This is a genomic window from Pseudomonas sp. GW823-FHT02C05 (assembly GCF_058797595.1).
Window position 1 is genome coordinate 1,002,810 of sequence record NZ_JBXAJU010000001.1, and the last position, 18,348, is coordinate 1,021,157.

The following is an 18,348-nucleotide window of genomic DNA, read 5'->3' on the forward strand; positions in this document are numbered from 1 at the left end:
GGGCTGGGCTTTTTTTTGCCTTTTATTGGAATGATCATTCCATAATTAATTCAACACGGGAGAGACACAGATGGCCAAGCAACCAGGATCCATTGCGGTATTAGGCATCGGCATCATGGGCGCCGCAGTGGCGCGCAATCTGCGGCGCAAGGGCTTTGCGGTACGGGCCTGGAACCGCACGCTGCAACGGGCCCAGGCGCTGATCGCGGACGATATCCAGGTGTTTGCCGAGCCCGCTGAGGCGGTACGCGGGGCGCAGGTGATCATCACCCTGGGCAAGGACGGCGCCGCCGTGCTGCAAGCCATGCAGCAGGCACGGGACGGTTTCGAGGCTGGGGCGCTCTGGCTGCAGATGGCTACCGTGGGGATCGAGGCCAACGACGAACTGCAAGGCTTTGCCCGGGATGGCGGGCTGGTCTTCTACGATGCCCCGGTGCTGGGCACGCGCCAGCCTGCGGAGCAGGGCCAGCTGGTGGTATTGGGCGCGGGCCCCGAGGCTCATCGGCCGGCGTTGCAGCCGCTGCTGGAGGCCATCGCCAAGCGTGTGCTCTGGGTTGCCGAACAGCCGGGAGCCGGCAGCCGCCTGAAGCTGGCCCTCAACAGCTGGGTGCTAGCCCTGACCCACGGCGCTGCGGAAAGCCTGGCCCTGGCCAAGGGGCTTGGGCTGGACCCGGCGCTGGTGGTGGAACTGGTCAGCGGCGGGCCCCTGGACAGCGGCTATTTCCAGGCCAAGACCCGGGCCATGCTCAGTGGCGACTACAGCCCGAGCTTTACCCTGGCCAACGCCCTGAAAGACGCCGAATTGATGGTGGCGGCGGCCGCCAGAGCCGGGGTCCGGCTGGATCTGGCCGAGGCCGGAATCCAGCGTTTCCAGCGCGCCCTGGAGCAGGGCCATGGCGACAAGGACATGGCGGCCTCCTACCTCGGCTGAGCGGTTTCTTCTAGCGCTGATGCAGGCGCTGGCTTGCCAGCGAAGGCGCCCGTGAGTCGGGCGCAGGGTCTGAGGCCCATTCGCCGGCAAGCCGGTTCCTGCGGTGATTTCTGGTCTTCTTGTGTGAGCATTCTTTCATGAACATTTGCGTACCTTTGCCGACCGCCTCCAGCAGGTTGCCGGTCTGGCGCCTGCTGGCCTTTACCCTGGCCGGTTTCATCGCCATCGTCACTGAGACGCTGCCTGCCGGGCTGTTGCCGCAGATCAGCCAGGGCCTGGGCATCAGCGAGGCCATGGCCGGGCAGTTGATCAGCCTGTATGCCCTGGGCTCGGTGGCGGCGGCGATTCCGCTGATCGCCGCCACTCGCAGTTGGCGCCGTAGGCCCTTGCTGTTGCTGGCCATCGGCGGCCTGTTGCTGTTCAACAGCCTGACCGCGTTGTCGACCCACTACCTGCTGACCCTGGCCGCGCGCTTTGCCGCGGGCATGGCGGCGGGGCTGGTCTGGGGCCTGCTGGCCGGCTATGCCCGGCGTCTGGTGGTGCCCGAGTTGCAGGGCCGGGCCCTGGCGGTGGTGGGCGTGGGCCAGCCGATCGCGCTGTGCCTGGGGGTTCCCCTGGGGGCCTGGCTGGGCACCCGCATGGATTGGCCGCAGATCTTCTGGGGGCTGTCGCTACTGGCTCTGCTGCTGTGGTTCTGGGTGCGCCTGGCAGTGCCGGACTACCCCGGCCAGCCGGCCCACCAGCGCCAGCCGATCGCGCGGATCTTTCTCACCCGGGGCCTGCCCCAGGCGCTGCTGGTGATCTTCGTGTGGATCCTGGCCCACAACATCCTCTACACCTATATCGCGCCGTTCCTCGCGTCCCTGGGCCTGGCGGCCTCTCTCGACCGGGCGCTGCTGGTGTTCGGCCTGGCCTCCCTGGTGGGGATCTGGTTCATCGGGCTCGGGGTCGACCGCTGGCTGCGCGGGCTGACCCTGTGCAGCCTCGCCGGTTTCGCCCTGGCGTGCCTGCTGCTGGGGATCGCTGCCAGCCAGCCCTGGCTGGCCTGGCTCGGCATTGGCGCCTGGGGCCTGACCTTCGGTGGCGCCCCAACCTTGCTCCAGACCGCCGTGGCGGATGTGGCCGGGGAGGGGGCGGATGTCGCGCAATCGATGCTGGTGACCATCTTCAACCTGGGCATTGCCTGCGGGGGTATGGTCGGCGGCCTGCTCTTGCAACGCTATGGCGCCGCGTCTTTTCCCTGGGCGATGGCCGCCCTGGCGCTGGTGGGCCTGATGCTGGTCTGGGGCGCGCGCAGCCATGCCTTCAAGCCGGGTCAGCGCTCTGCCTGCTGCGCCTGAGGTTGGGCGTCGCGAGCCTGTTGCAGCAGGCTCGCCCATTCATTGGCGAAGCGGTGGCAGTCCCCGGGCCAGCGCGCGGTCAATAGATTGCGGTCGCGGACCACAAGACCGCGCTCGGGGTGCTCTGCCGAATCCCGGCGTGGCAGCCAGGGCCCGGGCAGAAAATCCGCCGGGCTGGCCAGGGCCGCCTTGATCTCTTGCTCGACGCTGTGGTCGTAGGTGCGGTAATAGCGCCCGAGCCACGGCGCGGTGACCAGCCAGGCCGCCAGCTCCATGGGCAGCCGGGTCGACCCCGGCATAGGACAGAGGGCTGCAAAAGGCCGGGTCGCGGGTCATGGCGTGGTAGCGCGCCAGGTCGGCCGCCGGGGTCATCAACAACGGGTTGAGCGGGCCGAACCCCAGGCTCACCAGGCGCGAATCGGCGTAGGCCGGCATCCCCAGGGGGGTGGCGAACTGCGCGGCAAAACCGGCGTCCCGGGCAGCCTGCCAGGGCAGGCTGCTTTCGCTGGGGTCGTAGTCGGCGTGGGGCAACAGAATCAGGATCATCGCGCGGGCTCGCAGCACCTAAGGGTGCGTTGCAGGTTAGCAGCCCCGCCAGGGGATGCCGGCACGCCGCTGTTGCGCCGTGCCGGCATTTGTCACTTGGCCGCGGCGGCGCGGGTGCGTTCGATGTCCTGCACCAGGCCGTCGATGCGTTGCAGTTGCTCGCGGTTGTCGTGGTTCCAGGGGTGAAAGCCCGGCTTGAAGAACTGCAGCCAGGGCAGGGCGATCCGCGGGAACACCCCCTTGGGGCCGTAGAGGTACTTGACCACCTGCCACAACCCGCGCCAGTGGCCGCCGCGACGGCGGTCGGCGATCAGCATGCGCACATGGAAGTCGAACACCACCAGCCAGAAGCCCAGGGTGGTGAACAGCATGCTCCCGGTGCGGATCAGGTAACGCTTGGGCCCGGGCTTGATCACGCTGTTCCAGACGTCGTAGGACACGGCCTTGTGCTCGGTTTCCTCCAGGGCGTGCCACAGCCACATCTGCCGGTAGCCCGCCACCGAATTGCCGAAGCGGCTGGGGTCGCGCAGCAGCAGGTCGGCGAGGATTGCCGTGTAGTGTTCCAGGGCTACGGTGATCGCGAGGTTGAAGGCCGGCGGGAAGTGCTTCTTCTGGAAATCGAGGAAGAAGCGCAACCGCCGGTCCAGCAGATGGGCCGGCAGCCCGGCGTCCTGCAGCAGGTCGTTGTAGCGCAGGTGCTCGCGGCTGTGCATGGCTTCCTGGCCGATGAAACCCTGGATCTGGCGCTTGAGCTCGGGGTCGTGAATCTGTTCGCGGTAGTGGCGCACGCTGTCCATGAAGAACAGCTCGCCGGAAGGAAACAGCAGGGACAACGCATTGAAGAAGTGGGTCACGTGGCTGCCTTGCTCGTGCCAGTCGCAGGCGCGTTCGGCAGGCAGTTCGACCTTGATGTCGCGGCGGATGGGCAGCATGGCTGTCGCTCCTCTAGACATGAAAAAGGGTGGGCGGCACTACAGGCCGCGTTCGTCCTGGGGCTCGTAGACCGCCGGCCGCGTCTTGCCCGGCTTGGGCGCCATGCGCCGGCTGGCCCATACCACCAGGGCCTGGTAGGCACTGGGCAGCAAGCGGATGAACAGGTCGAGCAAGTGCGCGTCGCGGCCGATCAGCACCCGGCGCTTGTTCTTGCGCACCCCCAGCAGGATCACCTTGGCGGCGGTTTCGGCGGAGGTGATGAAGAGTTTTTCGAAGTCGTCCCGGGCCTGCTGTTCGTTGTCGATCAGGAAACCCTTGACGTTGTCGCTGATGCGGCTGGTGCGGGCGATATCCGTGCGGATGCCCCCCGGGTGCACGCAGGTGGCGGAGACCCCGTGGCCTTGCAGGTCCAGCTCCTGGCGCAGGGATTCGGTAAATCCGCGCACGGCGAACTTGGTGGCGTTGTAGCCGCTCATGCCAGGCTGGGAGAACAGCCCGAAGACGCTGGAGGTGTTGATGATATGGCCGTCGCCGGATTGCCTGAGGTAGGGCAGGAAGGCCTGGGTGCCGTGGACCACGCCCCAGAAGTTGACGTCCACTATCCACTCCAGGTCCGCCAGGCTCGAACCTTCCACGGTGCTCGACAGCGCCACTCCGGCGTTGTTGAAGATCAGGTTGATCTGGCCGTGTTCGGCGGCGCTGGCGGCGGCCCAGGCGAACATCGCCTCGCGGTCGCCGACGTCCAGTTCCTGGCTGCTGATGCGCAGCGGCAACAGGGTCGCGGCCCGGGCCTGGGCCACGGTCTGTGCCAGGCCCTGGGGGTTCTTGTCGGCCAGGGCCAGGTGACAGCCCTCACGGGCCAGGGCGACGGCCAGGGCGCGGCCCATGCCGGAGGCGGCGCCGGTGATGGCGGCGACTTTACCGTTAAAGTTTTTCATTGAGAGCGGCCTCTTCAAGGTGCAGGGGGCGCGCGGCGGCCGGTGCGGCGGCGGGCTGGGTGTGGGGCAGGTGGCTGGCCTGGTAGTCCTGCAGTTCGAAGTGCTGCAAGGTCTTCTTGAAGCTCCAGGCGGAGCCCGGCCAGAGGGTGGTGTTCTGCCCGCTGCGCGGGTCCAGGTACCAGCTGCGGCAGCCGCCGGTGGACCAGATGGCCCCGGCCAGGCGCTGCTGCAGGCGCTGGTTGTACTGGCTTTCGACCTGGGGCCGGACTTCGATGCTGGCGATACGTTCGCGCTGCATCTGGCCCAGGGCCTTGAGGATGTAGTCCACCTGGGCCTCGATCATCAGGATCATCGAGTTGTGCCCCAGGCCGGTGTTGGGGCCGACGATCATGAAGAAATTCGGGAAGCCCGGCAGGCAGGTGCCCAGGTAGGCGTGGGCGCCCCGGGCCCAGCTGTCCATCAGGTCCTGGCCATGGCGGCCGAACAGCAGGCCTCGGGGAATCGGGTCGGTGGCCTGGAAACCGGTGCCGAAGATGATGCAGTCCACGGGGTGGCGGTTGCCGTCTGCAGTGATCACCGCGTCGCCGTCGATGCGCTGGATGTCATCAGTGATCAGCCGCACGTTGCCCCGGGTCAGGGCCGGGTAGTAGTCGTTGGAGATCAGGATGCGCTTGCAGCCGATGGTGTAGTCCGGGGTCAGGCGCTGGCGCAGCACCGGGTCGGGCACCTGTTTGCGCAGATGGCGCAGGGCCACGCGCTGCACCACCTTCATCAGTCTGGGCCGGCGGGCGAAGGCGATCACCCGGCTTTCCAGGGCCCAGTACAGCGCCGAGCGCACCAGCCGCTGGGTGAAGGGCAGGTGCTTGAAGGCCCAGCGTTCCACCGCGCTGAGCTCGCGGTCGGGCTTGGGCATGATCCACGGCGGGGTGCGCTGGAACAGCTTGAGCTGAGCCACCCGCGGGGCGATTTTCGGCACGAACTGGATGGCGCTGGCGCCGGTGCCGATCACCGCCACCCGCTTGCCTTGCAGGGCGTAGCGGTGATCCCACTGCTGGGAGTGAAACCGCTTGCCGGTGAAGGTGTCGAGCCCGGGGATGTCCGGGATCGCCGGGCGCGACAGGCCACCCATGCCGGAGATCAGTACCCGCGCACTGACTTCCCGACCATTGCTGAAGCGCAGGTGCCAGCGCTCCCGGGCTTCATCGAAGACCGCCTGTTGCAGGCCCATGTTGAAGTGCAGGTAGGGCGCCAGGGCGAAATCCCGGGCGCAGTTTTCCAGGTATTCGCGGATTTCCGGCTGGGGCGCGAACTGCCGGGTCCAGTTCGGGTTGGGCGCAAAAGAGAAGGAATAAACGTGGGATTGCACGTCGCAGGCGCAGCCGGGGTAGTGATTGTCGCGCCAGGTGCCCCCCAGGGACGCGGCGTGTTCGGCGACGAAGAAATCCTCTATCCCCGCTTGCTTGAGCTTGATCGCCATGCACAGCCCGGCGAAGCCGGCGCCGATGATGGCGATGTCAACGACCTCGGGGTCGTTGGGTGGCGAGTACGCATTCATGGTGTGTACCTCGATTGTAATGATGCTGCTGGGTGACTTTCGTCAGTGGGTGGAAACTCAGGATTGCACAATTTAAAATAATGTTTTAAAAATTAATTTAAATAAATTACCTGAAAATGTCACCTGCGCTGGTCGCCTGTGGATTTTGCGGGGCTCATCCAGGCCATGGGTGAGGCGTCACAGGCGGCACCAGGCCAGGGCGACACGCCACACCGCCAGGTCATTCCGATCACGGGCGAACGGCGCAGGGAAGCTGAGGGGGCGGGTTATGGAGTGGCTGGTAGCGGCAGCGGTATTCCTGGCGGTCAGTGCGGTGCTCTGGGTGGTGAGTTTTCGTATCAACCGCCGGATTGAAAGCCAGGTTCCGATCAACGGACGCTTTCTCGAGGTCGGTGGCGAGCGCATTCACTACACCGATGAGGGCAGGGGCCCGGCGCTATTGATGATCCATGGCCTGACCGGCTGCGGGCGCAACCTGACCCACTCCCTGGCCCCGCAGCTGCGCGAACGCTTCCGAGTGATCACCATCGATCGTCCCGGTTCGGGCTATTCCACCCGGGCCCGGGGCGCCGCGGCAGACCTGCCGGCCCAGGCCAGCCTGGTGGCCAGGTTCATTCGCACCCTGGACCTGGGCCAGCCGCTGGTGCTGGGGCATTCCCTGGGCGGTGCGGTGGCGCTGTCCCTGGCCCTGGACCATCGGCAATCGGTGTCCGGGCTGATCCTGGTGGCCCCCTTGACCCATCCGCAGCGCATGTTGCCGCTGGTGTTCCTGTCCCTGGCAGTGCGCCCGGCTTTCCTGCGGCGCTGGATGTCCCTGACCCTGGCGGCGCCCATGGCCATGCTCGGGCGCCGTGGCCTGGTCAAGTCGGTGTTCGCCCCGGACCCGGTGCCCGAGGATTTCGCCGAGCGTGGCGGCGGGTTGCTGGGGATGCGTTCGGACAGCTTCTACAACGCCTCCAGCGAAATCGCCGTGGTCAACCGTTCGCTGCCGGGCATGGTCAAGCATTACCCCAGCCTGAAGCTGCCGGTAGGGCTGATCTATGGCTCGGCGGACCCGGTGCTCAGTTACCGCCGGCACGGTGAGTCAATGGTCGGCAAGGTGCCGGGGCTGTCCCTGGAGATCGTCCAGGGCAGGGGCCACATGTTGCCCATCAGCGCAGTCGAGCGGGTGGTGGCCATGGTCCAGCACGTCGCTTCCCAGGCTGCGCCACAACGCAGCGCAACCATCCTGCACCCGCCGTTCGCGGCTTCAAGAGCAAGTTGAGGGCGTGGTGGGGGGCGGTTTCGAGCGCCCCTGCCGCGGCGTCGACAGCAGCTGTAAATGCTTCACGGGCGACATTCGAAACAAGCCGAAAAAATAGTTGACGAGCTAACGAACCCGAGCTATTTTTTTAAAAAAATGTTTTGAATGTTTTTTTTGAAAGTGCAATTGAGCGATTAAAAATAATGAAAATAACGCCATTTCACGCTTTTGTTTTTTCATCCCTTCACGCTCTGCACAGCGCAGCCGCGCTGTCCTTTATAGCACCTGTTTCGACTGCCATCCTGCGGAGGCTGCCATGACTGTTTCCGTGGCGGCACCCGGCGTCTGGACCGATAGCAAGCGTCACCTGTGGTGGCTGGGCACCTTGCCCATGATCACCCCTCTGCTGTCGGGGATCTTCGCCCTCACCACCGGGGTGCAAGTGTTCTGGTGGAGCGGGGTCCTGGTGATCTTCGGCCTGATCCCGCTGATTGACGGCCTGATGGGGGAAGATGCCAGCAACCCGCCTGAATCCGCCGTTCCCGATCTGGAAAAACAACCCTACTACCGCTTTATCGTCTACAGCTGTGCCGTGCTCTCGGTACTGTCTTTGGTGGTGACCGCCTGGATGGCCATCAGCGGGGTGGACTGGATCATCGCCGGCGGCCTGCTGCAACTGAGTGAACAACTGCACCTGCAAGGCAGCCTGGCGAGTTTCGCCGCCTTCCTCACCGAGCGTGCGCAACTGCACGGCAGTATCGGCTGGTTCACCTACCTGGGCATGGCGATGTCCACTGGCGCGGCCACCGGCATTGCCATCAACATCGCTCATGAGCTGGGGCACAAGAACCGCGGGATGGCCAAGTTCCTGGCCAAGCTGGCCCTGGCTTCGACCTTCTACGGGCACTTCTTCGTCGAGCACAACCGCGGCCACCATGTGCGGGTGGCCACCCCGGAGGACCCTGCCAGTTCGCGCCTGGGCGAATCCTTCTGGAGTTTCCTGCCGCGCACCGTGTGGTTCAGCCTGAGTTCGGCCTGGCATCTGGAAAGCCAGCGCCTGGAAAAACTCGGCCTGCCGACCCTGCACTGGAAGAACGGCGTGCTCAGCGCCTGGTTGTACAGCGTGGTGCTGTGGGGCGTGCTGATCGCCTGGCTGGGGGCGGCGGTGATTCCCTTCCTGGTGATCCAGGGGATCTACGGCTTCTCTCTGCTGGAGGTGGTCAACTACGTCGAGCACTACGGTCTGCTGCGCCAGAAACAGCCCAACGGCCGCTATGAACGCTGCTCGCCGCGCCACTCCTGGAACAGCAACCGGATCGTCACCAACATCTTCCTGTTCCAGTTGCAGCGCCACTCCGACCACCACGCCAACCCGACCCGTGCGTATCAGGCCTTGCGTCACTTCGACGAGTCGCCACAGCTGCCCTATGGCTACGCCACCATGATCGTCTGGGCCTATGTGCCGGCCCTCTGGCGGCGCCTGATGGACCACCGGGTGCTGGCGCACTACTCGGGTGATGTACGCCTGGCCAACATGCACCCGGCCAAGCGTGACGAGCTGCTCAAGCGCTACGGCTTCAGCAACACCGATTCAGACACCGCTCTTTAGTTGTACCGCTCACCCCTTCAAGTGCTGGTGAACCGGTCGTGTTCGCCTGTGATGTGCCCGCTTGAAGGGTGAGCAACGCAGTAGGCAGTCCTTAAGCAAGTTGACCGACAACAACAATAAGCAACTGTAAGGAAGTCACGGATGTCTATTTCACCGCTATTCACTGCCCAGTTGTTCGTGGTCCTGGTGGGGATCTCCCTGATGGGGGCCGCCGAAGCCGCGCGCATTGAACCGGCCAATACCGAGTTCACCGCCAAGGGCCCCATCAGCTTTGCCAAGAGCATCATCAATGCCGACTGCACCATCCAGGTCAGCGGCAAGGTCAGCCCCGACGGCAGCTTCGCCAGCGTCGAGAAAGTCGACTTCAGCGGCGGCCTCAAGTGCGGCCAGGTGGAAGCCACGCACCTGCCCTGGAAGCTGATCGCCAAGGATGAAACCAGCGGCGCCATGTCGGGTATCCAGGTCACCGTGCACGCGCCCCTGGTGGGCGGCGACTGCGGGCCGTCCACCGCCGAAGGCAGTTGGAACAACAGCACCGGAAAACTCGAAGCGGCCCAGGTCAGCCTCGACGGTGGCTGCACCATCAAGACCGTATCGATCCAGATGCCACCCACGTTCCGGGTTGCACCCTGACGCGCACGTCACACCTTTATCGAATTGAAGATTTGGCTGGAAAGGGAAGCTCGGTCGCTGTTCTCCGTGTCGTCTCGCTCAAGGCCATTACCCCGGCGAAATGAATCGCCATACATGTGAGGAAAAACAACAATGAAAGGCATCAAAACTCTCGTGTCCGCCACCGCCATCGTTGCCTGCTTGGGAGCTGCTTCCATGGCCAGCGCTGCATCCATCGCCATTGATGGTGCGAACCCGGATGGTCCGTTCACTACCCCTGGCGGCACCATCACCGTGCGCTCGCCGTCCTCGTTCAACCAGCCAGTGACCTGCAACATCAATTTCAGCGGCAACATCGCCGGCGGCGTGGCCAGCATCACCGGCGCCACCGTCAGCGGCAGCAACGCGCTGTGCAACCTGCCGAAGATCACTGGCTTGCCATGGACCCTGAGTGCCTCCAGCACCACCGCAGGTACCGTGACCAACGTGGGTTACACCATTTCCTTCTTCCCTGCCACCAACTGCGGTCCGACCACCATCAACGTGGCCTGGAGCAACGTGACTCACTCGCTGAGCCTGAGCACGCCTCAGACCCTGAGCGGTGGCTGCTCCGTGGATGTGCTGAACGCCAAGCCGTCGCCACAGGTCAGCGTGATTTAAGCGTTATCTGGAACCAAGGGCTGATCACCCGCTGAAGGACACCGCCTCGCAAGAGGCGGTGATCTGCAGATCAGGAGGGCCCTGTAGTGTCGGTTGCTATCGATAATAATAAGGAGTGGGGCATGAATAATAAGAAACAACAGTTGCAGATCGCGGTGGCACTCGCCCTGTTGGGGGGCTTTGGTGCGATCGGCACTGTTCAGGCAGGCGGCTTCACCACGCCTACCTACGGCGCTCCCGGATGGGGCCGGGCCTTCGGTGGTGGTTCGTTGTTCAAGAACGACCCCAGTGCGGCTTACAACAACCCGGCGGCCATGGCGTTTATCGATCAGAACGTGGCACAGATGACGGTCGACTACGCCCGCATCAAGATGAAATACAAAGGCGATGCCTACGATTATCAAGGGAACCCGGCCACCACCTTGCCGGTGGATGCATCCGGCGTCCCCACCAGCGGTCCGGTGCCCCTGGAGGGCAATGGTGGCCAGGGCGGCTTCACCGCCTGGTTGCCGACCGGCTTCATGGTAATGCCGATCAACGATCAGTTTGCCTTCGGCCTGAGCCAGGTGGTGCCCATGGGCATGCGCAGCACCTGGGATAACGACAATTCCAAGATCCGCGACTTTTCGGTGGATACCAAGATCGAGACCGTGGGCCTGACCGGCTCGCTGTCGTTCAAGGTCAATGACGACTTCTCCCTGGGTGCCGGGGTCATCGTCCAGCACAGCAAGGGCTTTGTCAGCCAGAACCTCAACCTGACCGGTGCCGCGGCGGTATCTCCCGGCCTGGGCGGGATCCCGCTGCCATCCGGCGTCGGGGCGAACCTGATGCGGGTCAAGGTGGACAATACCTCGGTAGGCTGGTTCACCGGCGTGGTCTGGAAACCCACCGACCGCGACACCCTGGGCCTGAACTACCACGCCAAGATCAAGAACAAGATGGACGGCAAGTACAACGTGCGTGCCGACGCGGTAGGCCGCCAGTACATGACCCAACCGGCCGGGCCCAATGGTGAAAGCCTGGTGGAACTGGCCTATCCCGGCCTGAAGCTGAACCCGGATGGCGCCAACGCCAGTGCCCAGCTGGACATTCCAGCCTCCGCCGGGCTGGACTGGGTGCACGTGTTCGATGACCGCTTCACCCTGGGTGCCAGCATGCTGTGGACCCAATGGTCGTCGTTCAAGGACCTGACCCTGAAGTCCGATGGCAATACCCTGGTCTCCATCCCGTACAAGTACAAAGACACCATGATGTATTCCCTGGGTGGCGACTACCGCTTCACCGACCAGTTGACTCTGCGGGCCGGTGTGGCGTACGACCAGACACCAACCCGTAACAGCACACGTGACCCGCGGATTCCCGACAACGATCGCTGGTTCACTTCCCTGGGCTTCGGCTATGACATCAGGGCGATCCCCGGCCTGACCATCGACGGCGCCTATTCCCGGCAATTCGTCAAGGAGGCCAAGATCAAGACCCAGAACGTGGACCGTCTCGGTGCCTCGCGCCTGGATGGCAAGGTCGACGCCAAGGGCGAGGTGGTGAGCCTCTCCGCGACCTATCACTTCTGAGGGTAAAGGCTTTACCCACGCCTCGAGATAACGGCAGTACAAAGGGATTGTGCTACTGCCGTCGGCGGGACGGGTCACCTCAGGACCCGTCTTGACCTGCCATTTCCCCAAGCCCTGGCTGACATCGTTCGGCCGTTGTGCGTTGCTGAAATCACTCAAAACAATATTTAAAAATAAAATTTGAAACTAGGCAGTTTCCTTTGTAGGGTGATCTTCGAGGGGCCGGCACAACGCCCAGGCTCCAAGTGGTCGTCTGCATAGAACAAGAGAGGTATTCCATGATTGTCTGGTTATTGGTGGGACTCGCCGCTGCGTTCGCACTGGCCTATCGGCAGGCCCCGGCATCCTGGTGGCTGGGCTCGGCCCTGGTCTGGCTGGGGGCAGGGCACTGGTTGGGCCTGGTGGGCTCGCTGGGCATCAGCCTCGCGGTGCTGCTGGTGGTGCTGCCGGCTGCGCTGCTGAGCGTCAAGCCGCTGCGTCGGGCCTTGCTGACCCGTCGTGCCCTGGTCATGTTCCGCAAGATCATGCCGGCCATGTCCGACACCGAGCGCGCGGCCATCGAATCCGGCACGGTCTGGTGGGATGCCGAGCTGTTCAGCGGCAAGCCCGACTGGTCGCGTCTGATAGGCGCCGCGCCGGCCAGCCTGAGCGCCGAAGAGCAGGCGTTCATGGACAACGAAGTGGAAACCCTGTGCGACATGGCCAACGACTGGGAAACCACCCAGGTCTGGCAGGACCTCTCGCCCAAGGCCTGGCAATACACCAAGGACGCGGGTTTCCTGGGGATGATCATTCCCAAGCAGTACGGCGGCAAAGGCTTCTCCCATTACGCTCACTCCCAAGTGGTGATGAAGCTCTCCACCCGCTGCTCGGCGGCGGCGATCTCGGTGATGGTGCCCAACTCCCTGGGCCCGGCCGAACTGCTGCTGCACTACGGTACCGAGGCCCAGCGCCAGCATTACCTGCCGCGCCTGGCCCGGGGCGAAGACATTCCCTGCTTCGCCCTGACCAGCCCCTATGCCGGCTCCGACGCCGGGGCCATTCCCGATACCGGCGTGGTCTGCAAAGGCCAGTTCGAGGGCCAGGAAGTGCTGGGCTTCCGGGTTACCTGGGACAAGCGCTACATCACCCTGGGCCCGATCGCCACGGTGCTGGGCCTGGCGTTTCGCGCCGAGGACCCGGACGGCCTGCTGGGCACCCAGGGCAGCCTGGGGATCACCTGCGCGCTGATTCCCACCACTCATCCCGGGGTCAATACCGGGCGTCGCCACTGGCCGCTGAATGCGGTGTTCCAGAATGGCCCGACCACCGGCAAGGATGTGTTCATCCCCCTGGAATGGGTGATCGGCGGTGGCGACCAGGTGGGCAACGGCTGGCGCATGCTGATGGAATGCCTGGCCGCCGGGCGCGCCATTTCCCTGCCCTCGGCCAACGTCGGCCTGGGCAAGGTGGCGGTGCGCGGCACCACGGCCTACGCGGCGATGCGCAAGCAGTTCGGCCTGCCCATCGGCAAGTTCGAAGGGGTGCAGGCGCCCCTGGCCCGCATGGCCGGGCACCTGTATGCCTGCGACGCGGTGCGCAAGGTCTCGGTGGCGTCCCTGGATGCCGGCGAGAAGCCCTCGGTGATCTCGGCCATCGCCAAGTACCACGTCACCGAGCGCGCCCGGGCCATGGTCAATGACGGCATGGACATCGTTGCCGGCAAGGGCATCTGCATGGGGCCCAACAACTTCCTGGCCCGGGCCTACCAGCAAAGCCCGATCGCCATCACCGTGGAAGGCGCGAACATCATGACCCGCTGCCTGATCATCTACGGCCAGGGGCTGATCCGTTGCCACCCCTATGTCTTTCGCGAGATGGAAGCGGCCCGGGATACCGGGCGCAAGGGCCTGGAAGCGTTCGACAGCGCGATGTTCGGCCATATCAGCTTCGTCTTCGCCAACACCGTGCGCGCTGCCGTGCACGCGGTCACTGGCGGGCGCCTGATCAAGGCCCCGGGCAATACCGACAAGGCCCTGGCCGCCTATTACCGGCAGATCCAGCGTCTGTCGGTGGTCCTGGCCCTGGCCTCGGACATTTCCATGGGCGTGCTGGGCGGTGCCCTCAAGCGCAAGGAAAGCATCACCGGGCGCCTGGGGGACATTCTGTCCCAGCTGTACATCCTGTCCTGCGTGTTGAAGCGCTTCGAGGACGATGGCCGGCCGCAGGCCGACCTGCCGCTGGTGCACTGGGCCGCCCAGGACTGCCTGCTGCGGGCCCATGAAGCCCTGGCCGAAGTGCTGGACAACTATCCGTCCAAGGCTGCCGCGCGGATCATCCGTGGCCTGAGCTTTCCCCTGGGCATTCCCCAGCACAAGCCGTCGGACCGCCTGCTGGCGCAAGTCGCCGAACTGGTGCAGACCCCGGGCCCGACCCGCGACCGCCTGCTGGCCGACTCCTACATCCCGCAGCCGGACATCGACAAGCTGGCCTATGGCGAACTGGCGTTCCGCCTGCAGCCACAGGTGGACCTGATCGAGGCGCGGCTCAAGCCGGCGATCAAGCAGGGCAGCCTGGCACCGTTGCCGATCTCCCGCGAGGCCTTCGTGATCTGGCGGGTCAAGGCCCTGGAGCTGCAGCTGATCAGCCCGGACGAGGACGAGCTGCTGGGGCGCTATGTGGAATACGGCGACCACGCGATCCAGGTCGACGACTTCCCCCAGGACTTCGGTCTGCTCGAAGCCCTGCAACAGCGTCAGGCGCACTTCGAGCAAAGCGCCAAGCCGGCCTCGCGCAAACGCGCGGCCAGCAGCGAAGACGCAGTGGCCGCCAGCGATTCGGCCTATTGACCCTCTACAGGATTGGATCGGGATCTCTTTATGTCTGACGGTTATCTTTCGTTCGTCAATTCCGGCTGGGGCCGCTGGCTGGCCCAGCGCACCGGCCTGCCGCAACCGGTGCCGCTGCAACGGCACCGCGAGGGGCAGGGCGGCAACCTGCTCAACCCGGTGGTCCTCGCCGCAGCGCCCGAGGGGCGCCTGCTGGGCGAGCTGCAACGGATCTTCGCCGCCACCGACACCGTGGCGGCCCAGGCCGCAAGTATCACCGCGCCTTCCACGGTGAAGGTCCAGGGCCTGGTGTTCGATGCCAGTGGGGTGGCCGACATCGCCCAGCTGGACGAGCTGTACCGCTTCTTCCACGCCAATGTGCGGCGCCTGACTGCCCACGGCCGGGTGCTGGTGCTGGGTACGCCGCCGGAGCACTGCAAGGAACTGGCCCAGGCGGTGGCGCAACGGGCCCTGGAAGGCTTCGTGCGTTCCCTGGGCAAGGAGCTGCGTCGGGCCATCACGGTGCAGTTGCTGTACGTCGAGCCCGGCGCCGAAGCCGAGCTGGACAGCAGCCTGCGGTTCTTCCTGTCGCGCCGCTCGGCCTATGTATCGGGGCAGGTGGTGCGCATCGGCGAGCCGGTGGAAGTGCCCCGGCACATCGATTGGCAACAGCCCCTGGGCGGGCGCCGGGCACTGGTCACCGGGGCCTGCCGCGGCATCGGCCTGGCCATTGCCAAGGTCCTGGCCCGGGAGGGCGCCCAGGTGGTGTGCCTGGACATTCCCCAGAGCGAGGCCGAGCTGCAGCAGGCGGCTGCCGGGATCAAGGGCAGCGCCCTGGCCCTGGACATCACCGCGGCCAACGCCGGGCAACGCTTGCTGGAGTTCGTCGGCGAGCACGGCGCCTTCGATATCGTGGTGCACAACGCCGGCATCACCCAGGACAAGACCCTGGCGAAGATGACCGAGGCAGCGTGGCGCAAGGTCATGGCGGTCAACCTGGAAGCGCCGCTGCTGCTCAGCCAGGCGCTGCTGGAAGGCCAGGGCCTGAATCCCGGCGGGCGCATCGTCTGCGTCTCGTCGATTTCCGGGATCGCCGGCAACCTCGGGCAGAGCAACTACGCCACGTCCAAGGCCGGGGTCATCGGCCTGGTGCAGAACCTCGCCCCTTTGGCGGCGCGCCAGCAGATCACGGTCAATGGCGTGGCCCCGGGTTTTATCGAAACCCAGATGACCGCGAAGATCCCGCTGATGATCCGCGAGGCCGGGCGGCGCATGAACTCCATGAACCAGGGCGGGCAGGCCGTGGATGTGGCGGAAACCATCGCCTGGCTGGCCCATCCGGCCTCCGGCGGGATCAATGGACAGGTGGTCCGCGTCTGCGGGCAAAGCCTGTTGGGGGCCTGAGCCATGAATGCTGATACCGCAATTCGCATCATCGAGCCGCCGCCCTCCCGGGGGCAGCTGCTTTACGACGGCATCCGCAGCCTGCGCAAGCCCAAGCCGGACGCCGCGCCCCAACTGCCGACGGAGCGCCTGGTGCGCCCGGCGGTAGAGCTCAAGGCCGACGAAATAGCCCGCTACGCCCGGGCCTGCGGCTTTCGCCGGGAACATGGGGTGCCGCTGGCGTTTCCCCACACCCTGGCGTTCCCGCTGCACCTGTTGCTGCTGACCCGCCCGACGTTTCCCTATCCGGCCAGCGGCATGGTCCACCTGGCCAACCGCATCCGCCAGTACCAACGGCTGGAGGAGGGCCAGGCCCTGCGCCTGGAAGTGTTCGCCGAGCGTTGGTTGGCCCATCCCAAGGGCCAGGCCCTGTCGATTGCCACCCGTGCCCACAGCGGTGGCAGCCTGGTCTGGGAAAGCGACAGCCTGTACCTGCGCCGCGGTGTAGCCGGGCCCATCGGCGAGCCCTGGGAGGGCTCGTTGCAATGGGATGAGCAGGCCTTGGTGCGCACTCAGCGCTGGAGCCTGGGGGGCGACCTGGGCCGCCGCTTTGCCCAGGTCAGCGGCGACTTCAACCCGATCCATACCTCATGGCTGGGCGCCCGGCTGTTCGGCTTCCGCCGGCCCATTGCCCACGGCATGTGGACCCTGGGCCGGGCCCTGGCGGCCCAGCAACCGCCCCATCCTCTGGCGGCAGCCCAGCTGGACTGCGAGTTCAAGCTGCCGATCTTCCTGCCGGCGGCGGTGACCCTGTGGAATCGCCTGCCGGACGGCCCGCGCCATGAGTTCGAAGTGCGCAACAACGCGGGGGACAAGCCCCACATGCGCGGTCTATTTATCTGGGGAGCTCGTTGATGGCTGAGTACAGTTTCAATCCGGCGCCGGTACGCCGGGTGGCGATCCTGGGCGGTAACCGGATTCCGTTCGCCCGTTCCAACACGGTATATGCCAATGACAGCAACCAGGACCTGCTGGTGGCGGCGTTGCAGGGCCTGGTGGATCGCTACGGCCTGTCGGGCCAGCGCCTGGGGGAGTTCGCCGCGGGGGCGGTGATCAAGCATTCGCGGGATTTCAACCTGGCCCGGGAAAGTCTCTTGTCCACCACCCTGTCGCCGCAGACCCCGGCCTATGACCTGCAGCAGGCCTGCGGCACCGGGCTTGAGGCGGCGCTGCTGGTGGCCAACAAGATCGCCCTGGGGCAGATCGAAGTGGGCATTGCCGGGGGCGCCGACACCACCTCCGACGCGCCCATCGGCATTAACGAAGGCCTGCGCCGCACCTTGCTCCAGGCCAATCGCGCCAAGGGCACCGGCAACAAGCTGCGCAGCCTGCTCAAGGTGCGCCCGGGGATGTTCTTCAAGCCGTTGCTGCCACGCAACGGCGAGCCGCGCACCGGGCTGTCCATGGGCGAGCACTGCGAAGAAATGGCCAAGCGCTGGCAGATCAAGCGCCTGGCCCAGGATGAACTGGCCCTCACCAGCCACCACCAGTTGAATGCGGCCTACCAGCGCGGCTTCTTCGATGACCTGATCACCCCGTACCGCGGCCTGAAACGCGATAACAACCTGCGGGCCGACGCGAGCCTGGAGAAGCTCGCCGGCCTGGGTCCGGCCTACGACCGGCACAACGGCACCCTGACCGCCGGCAACTCGACCCCGCTCACCGATGGCGCCTCGGTGGTGCTGCTGGCCAGCGAAGACTGGGCGGCGGCCAACAACCTGCCGGTGCTGGCCTACCTGCGTACCGGGGAAACCGCCGCGGTGAACTTTGTCGACGGCAGTGAAGGGCTGCTGATGGCCCCGGCCTATGCCGTGCCGCGCATGCTCGCCCGGGAGGGCCTGAGCCTGGAGGATTTCGACTTCTACGAGATCCACGAAGCCTTTGCCGCCCAGGTGCTGTGCACCCTCAAGGCCTGGGAGGACGCTGATTACTGCCGGGACAAGCTCGGCCTCGACGGACCGCTGGGCAGCATCGAGCGCAGCAAGCTCAACGTCAACGGCGGCTCCCTGGGCTGCGGGCATCCGTTCGCCGCCACCGGTGGGCGGCAACTGGCGACCCTGGCCAAGGCGATCCATGAGCGCGGCAGCGGCCGCGGGCTGATTTCCATCTGTGCAGCAGGCGGGCTGGGCGTAACCGCCATCGTCGAAAAATAAAATAACA

14 protein-coding genes and 1 pseudogene are annotated in these 18,348 nt (G+C 65.4%); 11 read left to right on the plus strand and 4 right to left on the minus strand.

The features are described from left to right. The first annotated feature begins 70 nt into the window (after window positions 1–70). Both AC1RGE_RS04725 and AC1RGE_RS04730 read left to right on the plus strand, forming a co-directional pair. Window positions 71–931 carry an NAD(P)-dependent oxidoreductase gene (locus AC1RGE_RS04725; RefSeq protein WP_492583493.1) on the plus strand — a complete coding sequence of 287 codons (861 nt, stop codon included), beginning with the start codon at window positions 71–73 and terminating at the stop codon, window positions 929–931. A gap of 137 nt (window positions 932–1,068) precedes the next feature. Beyond that, window positions 1,069–2,271, plus strand: a complete 1,203-nt coding sequence (locus AC1RGE_RS04730; RefSeq protein ID WP_492583495.1) for an MFS transporter — start codon at window positions 1,069–1,071, stop codon at window positions 2,269–2,271. Here the strand turns inward: AC1RGE_RS04730 and AC1RGE_RS04735 are convergent. The 4 genes and pseudogenes from AC1RGE_RS04735 to AC1RGE_RS04750 all read right to left on the minus strand — a co-directional run bounded on the left by AC1RGE_RS04735 (window position 2,247) and on the right by AC1RGE_RS04750 (window position 6,243). Beyond that, window positions 2,247–2,817, minus strand: a pseudogene (locus tag AC1RGE_RS04735) (hypothetical protein). The gene AC1RGE_RS04730 and the pseudogene AC1RGE_RS04735 sit on opposite strands and share 25 nt — an antisense overlap. A gap of 92 nt (window positions 2,818–2,909) precedes the next feature. Continuing rightward, entirely contained in the window at window positions 2,910–3,749 is an 840-nt protein-coding gene (locus tag AC1RGE_RS04740; protein ID WP_019095520.1) for a metal-dependent hydrolase, read from the minus strand. 39 nt (window positions 3,750–3,788) lie between these two features. Beyond that, entirely contained in the window at window positions 3,789–4,688 is a 900-nt protein-coding gene (locus AC1RGE_RS04745; protein ID WP_011061221.1) for an SDR family NAD(P)-dependent oxidoreductase, read from the minus strand. Next, entirely contained in the window at window positions 4,675–6,243 is a 1,569-nt protein-coding gene (locus tag AC1RGE_RS04750; protein WP_492583497.1) for a flavin-containing monooxygenase, read from the minus strand. Before AC1RGE_RS04750 ends, AC1RGE_RS04745 begins: the two co-directional genes overlap by 14 nt. A 268-nt stretch (window positions 6,244–6,511) precedes the next feature. Between AC1RGE_RS04750 and AC1RGE_RS04755 the strand changes: the two genes are divergently transcribed. From AC1RGE_RS04755 to AC1RGE_RS04795, 9 genes are all read left to right on the plus strand, one after another. Further along, complete coding sequence (locus AC1RGE_RS04755; protein ID WP_015635560.1) at window positions 6,512–7,507, plus strand: alpha/beta fold hydrolase; 996 nt, start codon at window positions 6,512–6,514, stop codon at window positions 7,505–7,507. Window positions 7,508–7,802: 295 nt separating this feature from the next. After that, a complete protein-coding gene (locus tag AC1RGE_RS04760) occupies window positions 7,803–9,095 on the plus strand; it encodes an alkane 1-monooxygenase (protein ID WP_011061224.1) in 1,293 nt (430 codons plus the stop codon). Window positions 9,096–9,236: 141 nt separating this feature from the next. Then, entirely contained in the window at window positions 9,237–9,728 is a 492-nt protein-coding gene (praA, locus tag AC1RGE_RS04765) for an alkane oxidation protein activator PraA (RefSeq protein WP_015635562.1), read from the plus strand. Window positions 9,729–9,860: 132 nt separating this feature from the next. Then, the gene (praB, locus tag AC1RGE_RS04770) at window positions 9,861–10,367 is read left to right on the plus strand and encodes an alkane oxidation protein activator PraB (RefSeq protein ID WP_011061226.1); all 507 of its coding nucleotides are present in this window, start codon (window positions 9,861–9,863) and stop codon (window positions 10,365–10,367) included. A 122-nt stretch (window positions 10,368–10,489) separates the two neighbouring features. After that, window positions 10,490–11,938, plus strand: coding sequence for an outer membrane protein transport protein (locus tag AC1RGE_RS04775; RefSeq protein WP_011061227.1), 1,449 nt, complete (start codon window positions 10,490–10,492; stop codon window positions 11,936–11,938). A 278-nt stretch (window positions 11,939–12,216) separates the two neighbouring features. After that, window positions 12,217–14,766 (plus strand): acyl-CoA dehydrogenase, encoded by a 2,550-nt coding sequence (locus tag AC1RGE_RS04780; RefSeq protein WP_492583499.1) that lies wholly within the window; start codon window positions 12,217–12,219, stop codon window positions 14,764–14,766. Between the two features lie 30 nt (window positions 14,767–14,796). Then, entirely contained in the window at window positions 14,797–16,149 is a 1,353-nt protein-coding gene (locus AC1RGE_RS04785; protein WP_011061229.1) for a 3-oxoacyl-ACP reductase, read from the plus strand. Window positions 16,150–16,152: 3 nt separating this feature from the next. After that, the gene (locus AC1RGE_RS04790; RefSeq protein ID WP_011061230.1) at window positions 16,153–17,043 is read left to right on the plus strand and encodes a MaoC family dehydratase; all 891 of its coding nucleotides are present in this window, start codon (window positions 16,153–16,155) and stop codon (window positions 17,041–17,043) included. After that, window positions 17,043–18,341, plus strand: a complete 1,299-nt coding sequence (locus AC1RGE_RS04795; protein WP_492583501.1) for an acetyl-CoA C-acetyltransferase — start codon at window positions 17,043–17,045, stop codon at window positions 18,339–18,341. Before AC1RGE_RS04790 ends, AC1RGE_RS04795 begins: the two co-directional genes overlap by 1 nt. The last annotated feature ends 7 nt before the right edge of the window (window positions 18,342–18,348 follow it).

Coding starts and splice junctions, on each gene's coding strand:
- AC1RGE_RS04775 (WP_011061227.1), top strand. CDS start 10,490: ATGAATAATAAGAAACAACAGTTGCAGATCGCGGTGGCACTCGCCCTG.
- AC1RGE_RS04755 (WP_015635560.1), top strand. CDS start 6,512: ATGGAGTGGCTGGTAGCGGCAGCGGTATTCCTGGCGGTCAGTGCGGTG.
- AC1RGE_RS04725 (WP_492583493.1), top strand. CDS start 71: ATGGCCAAGCAACCAGGATCCATTGCGGTATTAGGCATCGGCATCATG.
- AC1RGE_RS04760 (WP_011061224.1), top strand. CDS start 7,803: ATGACTGTTTCCGTGGCGGCACCCGGCGTCTGGACCGATAGCAAGCGT.
- praB (WP_011061226.1), top strand. CDS start 9,861: ATGAAAGGCATCAAAACTCTCGTGTCCGCCACCGCCATCGTTGCCTGC.
- AC1RGE_RS04790 (WP_011061230.1), top strand. CDS start 16,153: ATGAATGCTGATACCGCAATTCGCATCATCGAGCCGCCGCCCTCCCGG.
- AC1RGE_RS04795 (WP_492583501.1), top strand. CDS start 17,043: ATGGCTGAGTACAGTTTCAATCCGGCGCCGGTACGCCGGGTGGCGATC.
- AC1RGE_RS04785 (WP_011061229.1), top strand. CDS start 14,797: ATGTCTGACGGTTATCTTTCGTTCGTCAATTCCGGCTGGGGCCGCTGG.
- AC1RGE_RS04745 (WP_011061221.1), bottom strand. CDS start 4,688: ATGAAAAACTTTAACGGTAAAGTCGCCGCCATCACCGGCGCCGCCTCC.
- praA (WP_015635562.1), top strand. CDS start 9,237: ATGTCTATTTCACCGCTATTCACTGCCCAGTTGTTCGTGGTCCTGGTG.
- AC1RGE_RS04730 (WP_492583495.1), top strand. CDS start 1,069: ATGAACATTTGCGTACCTTTGCCGACCGCCTCCAGCAGGTTGCCGGTC.
- AC1RGE_RS04750 (WP_492583497.1), bottom strand. CDS start 6,243: ATGAATGCGTACTCGCCACCCAACGACCCCGAGGTCGTTGACATCGCC.
- AC1RGE_RS04780 (WP_492583499.1), top strand. CDS start 12,217: ATGATTGTCTGGTTATTGGTGGGACTCGCCGCTGCGTTCGCACTGGCC.
- AC1RGE_RS04740 (WP_019095520.1), bottom strand. CDS start 3,749: ATGCTGCCCATCCGCCGCGACATCAAGGTCGAACTGCCTGCCGAACGC.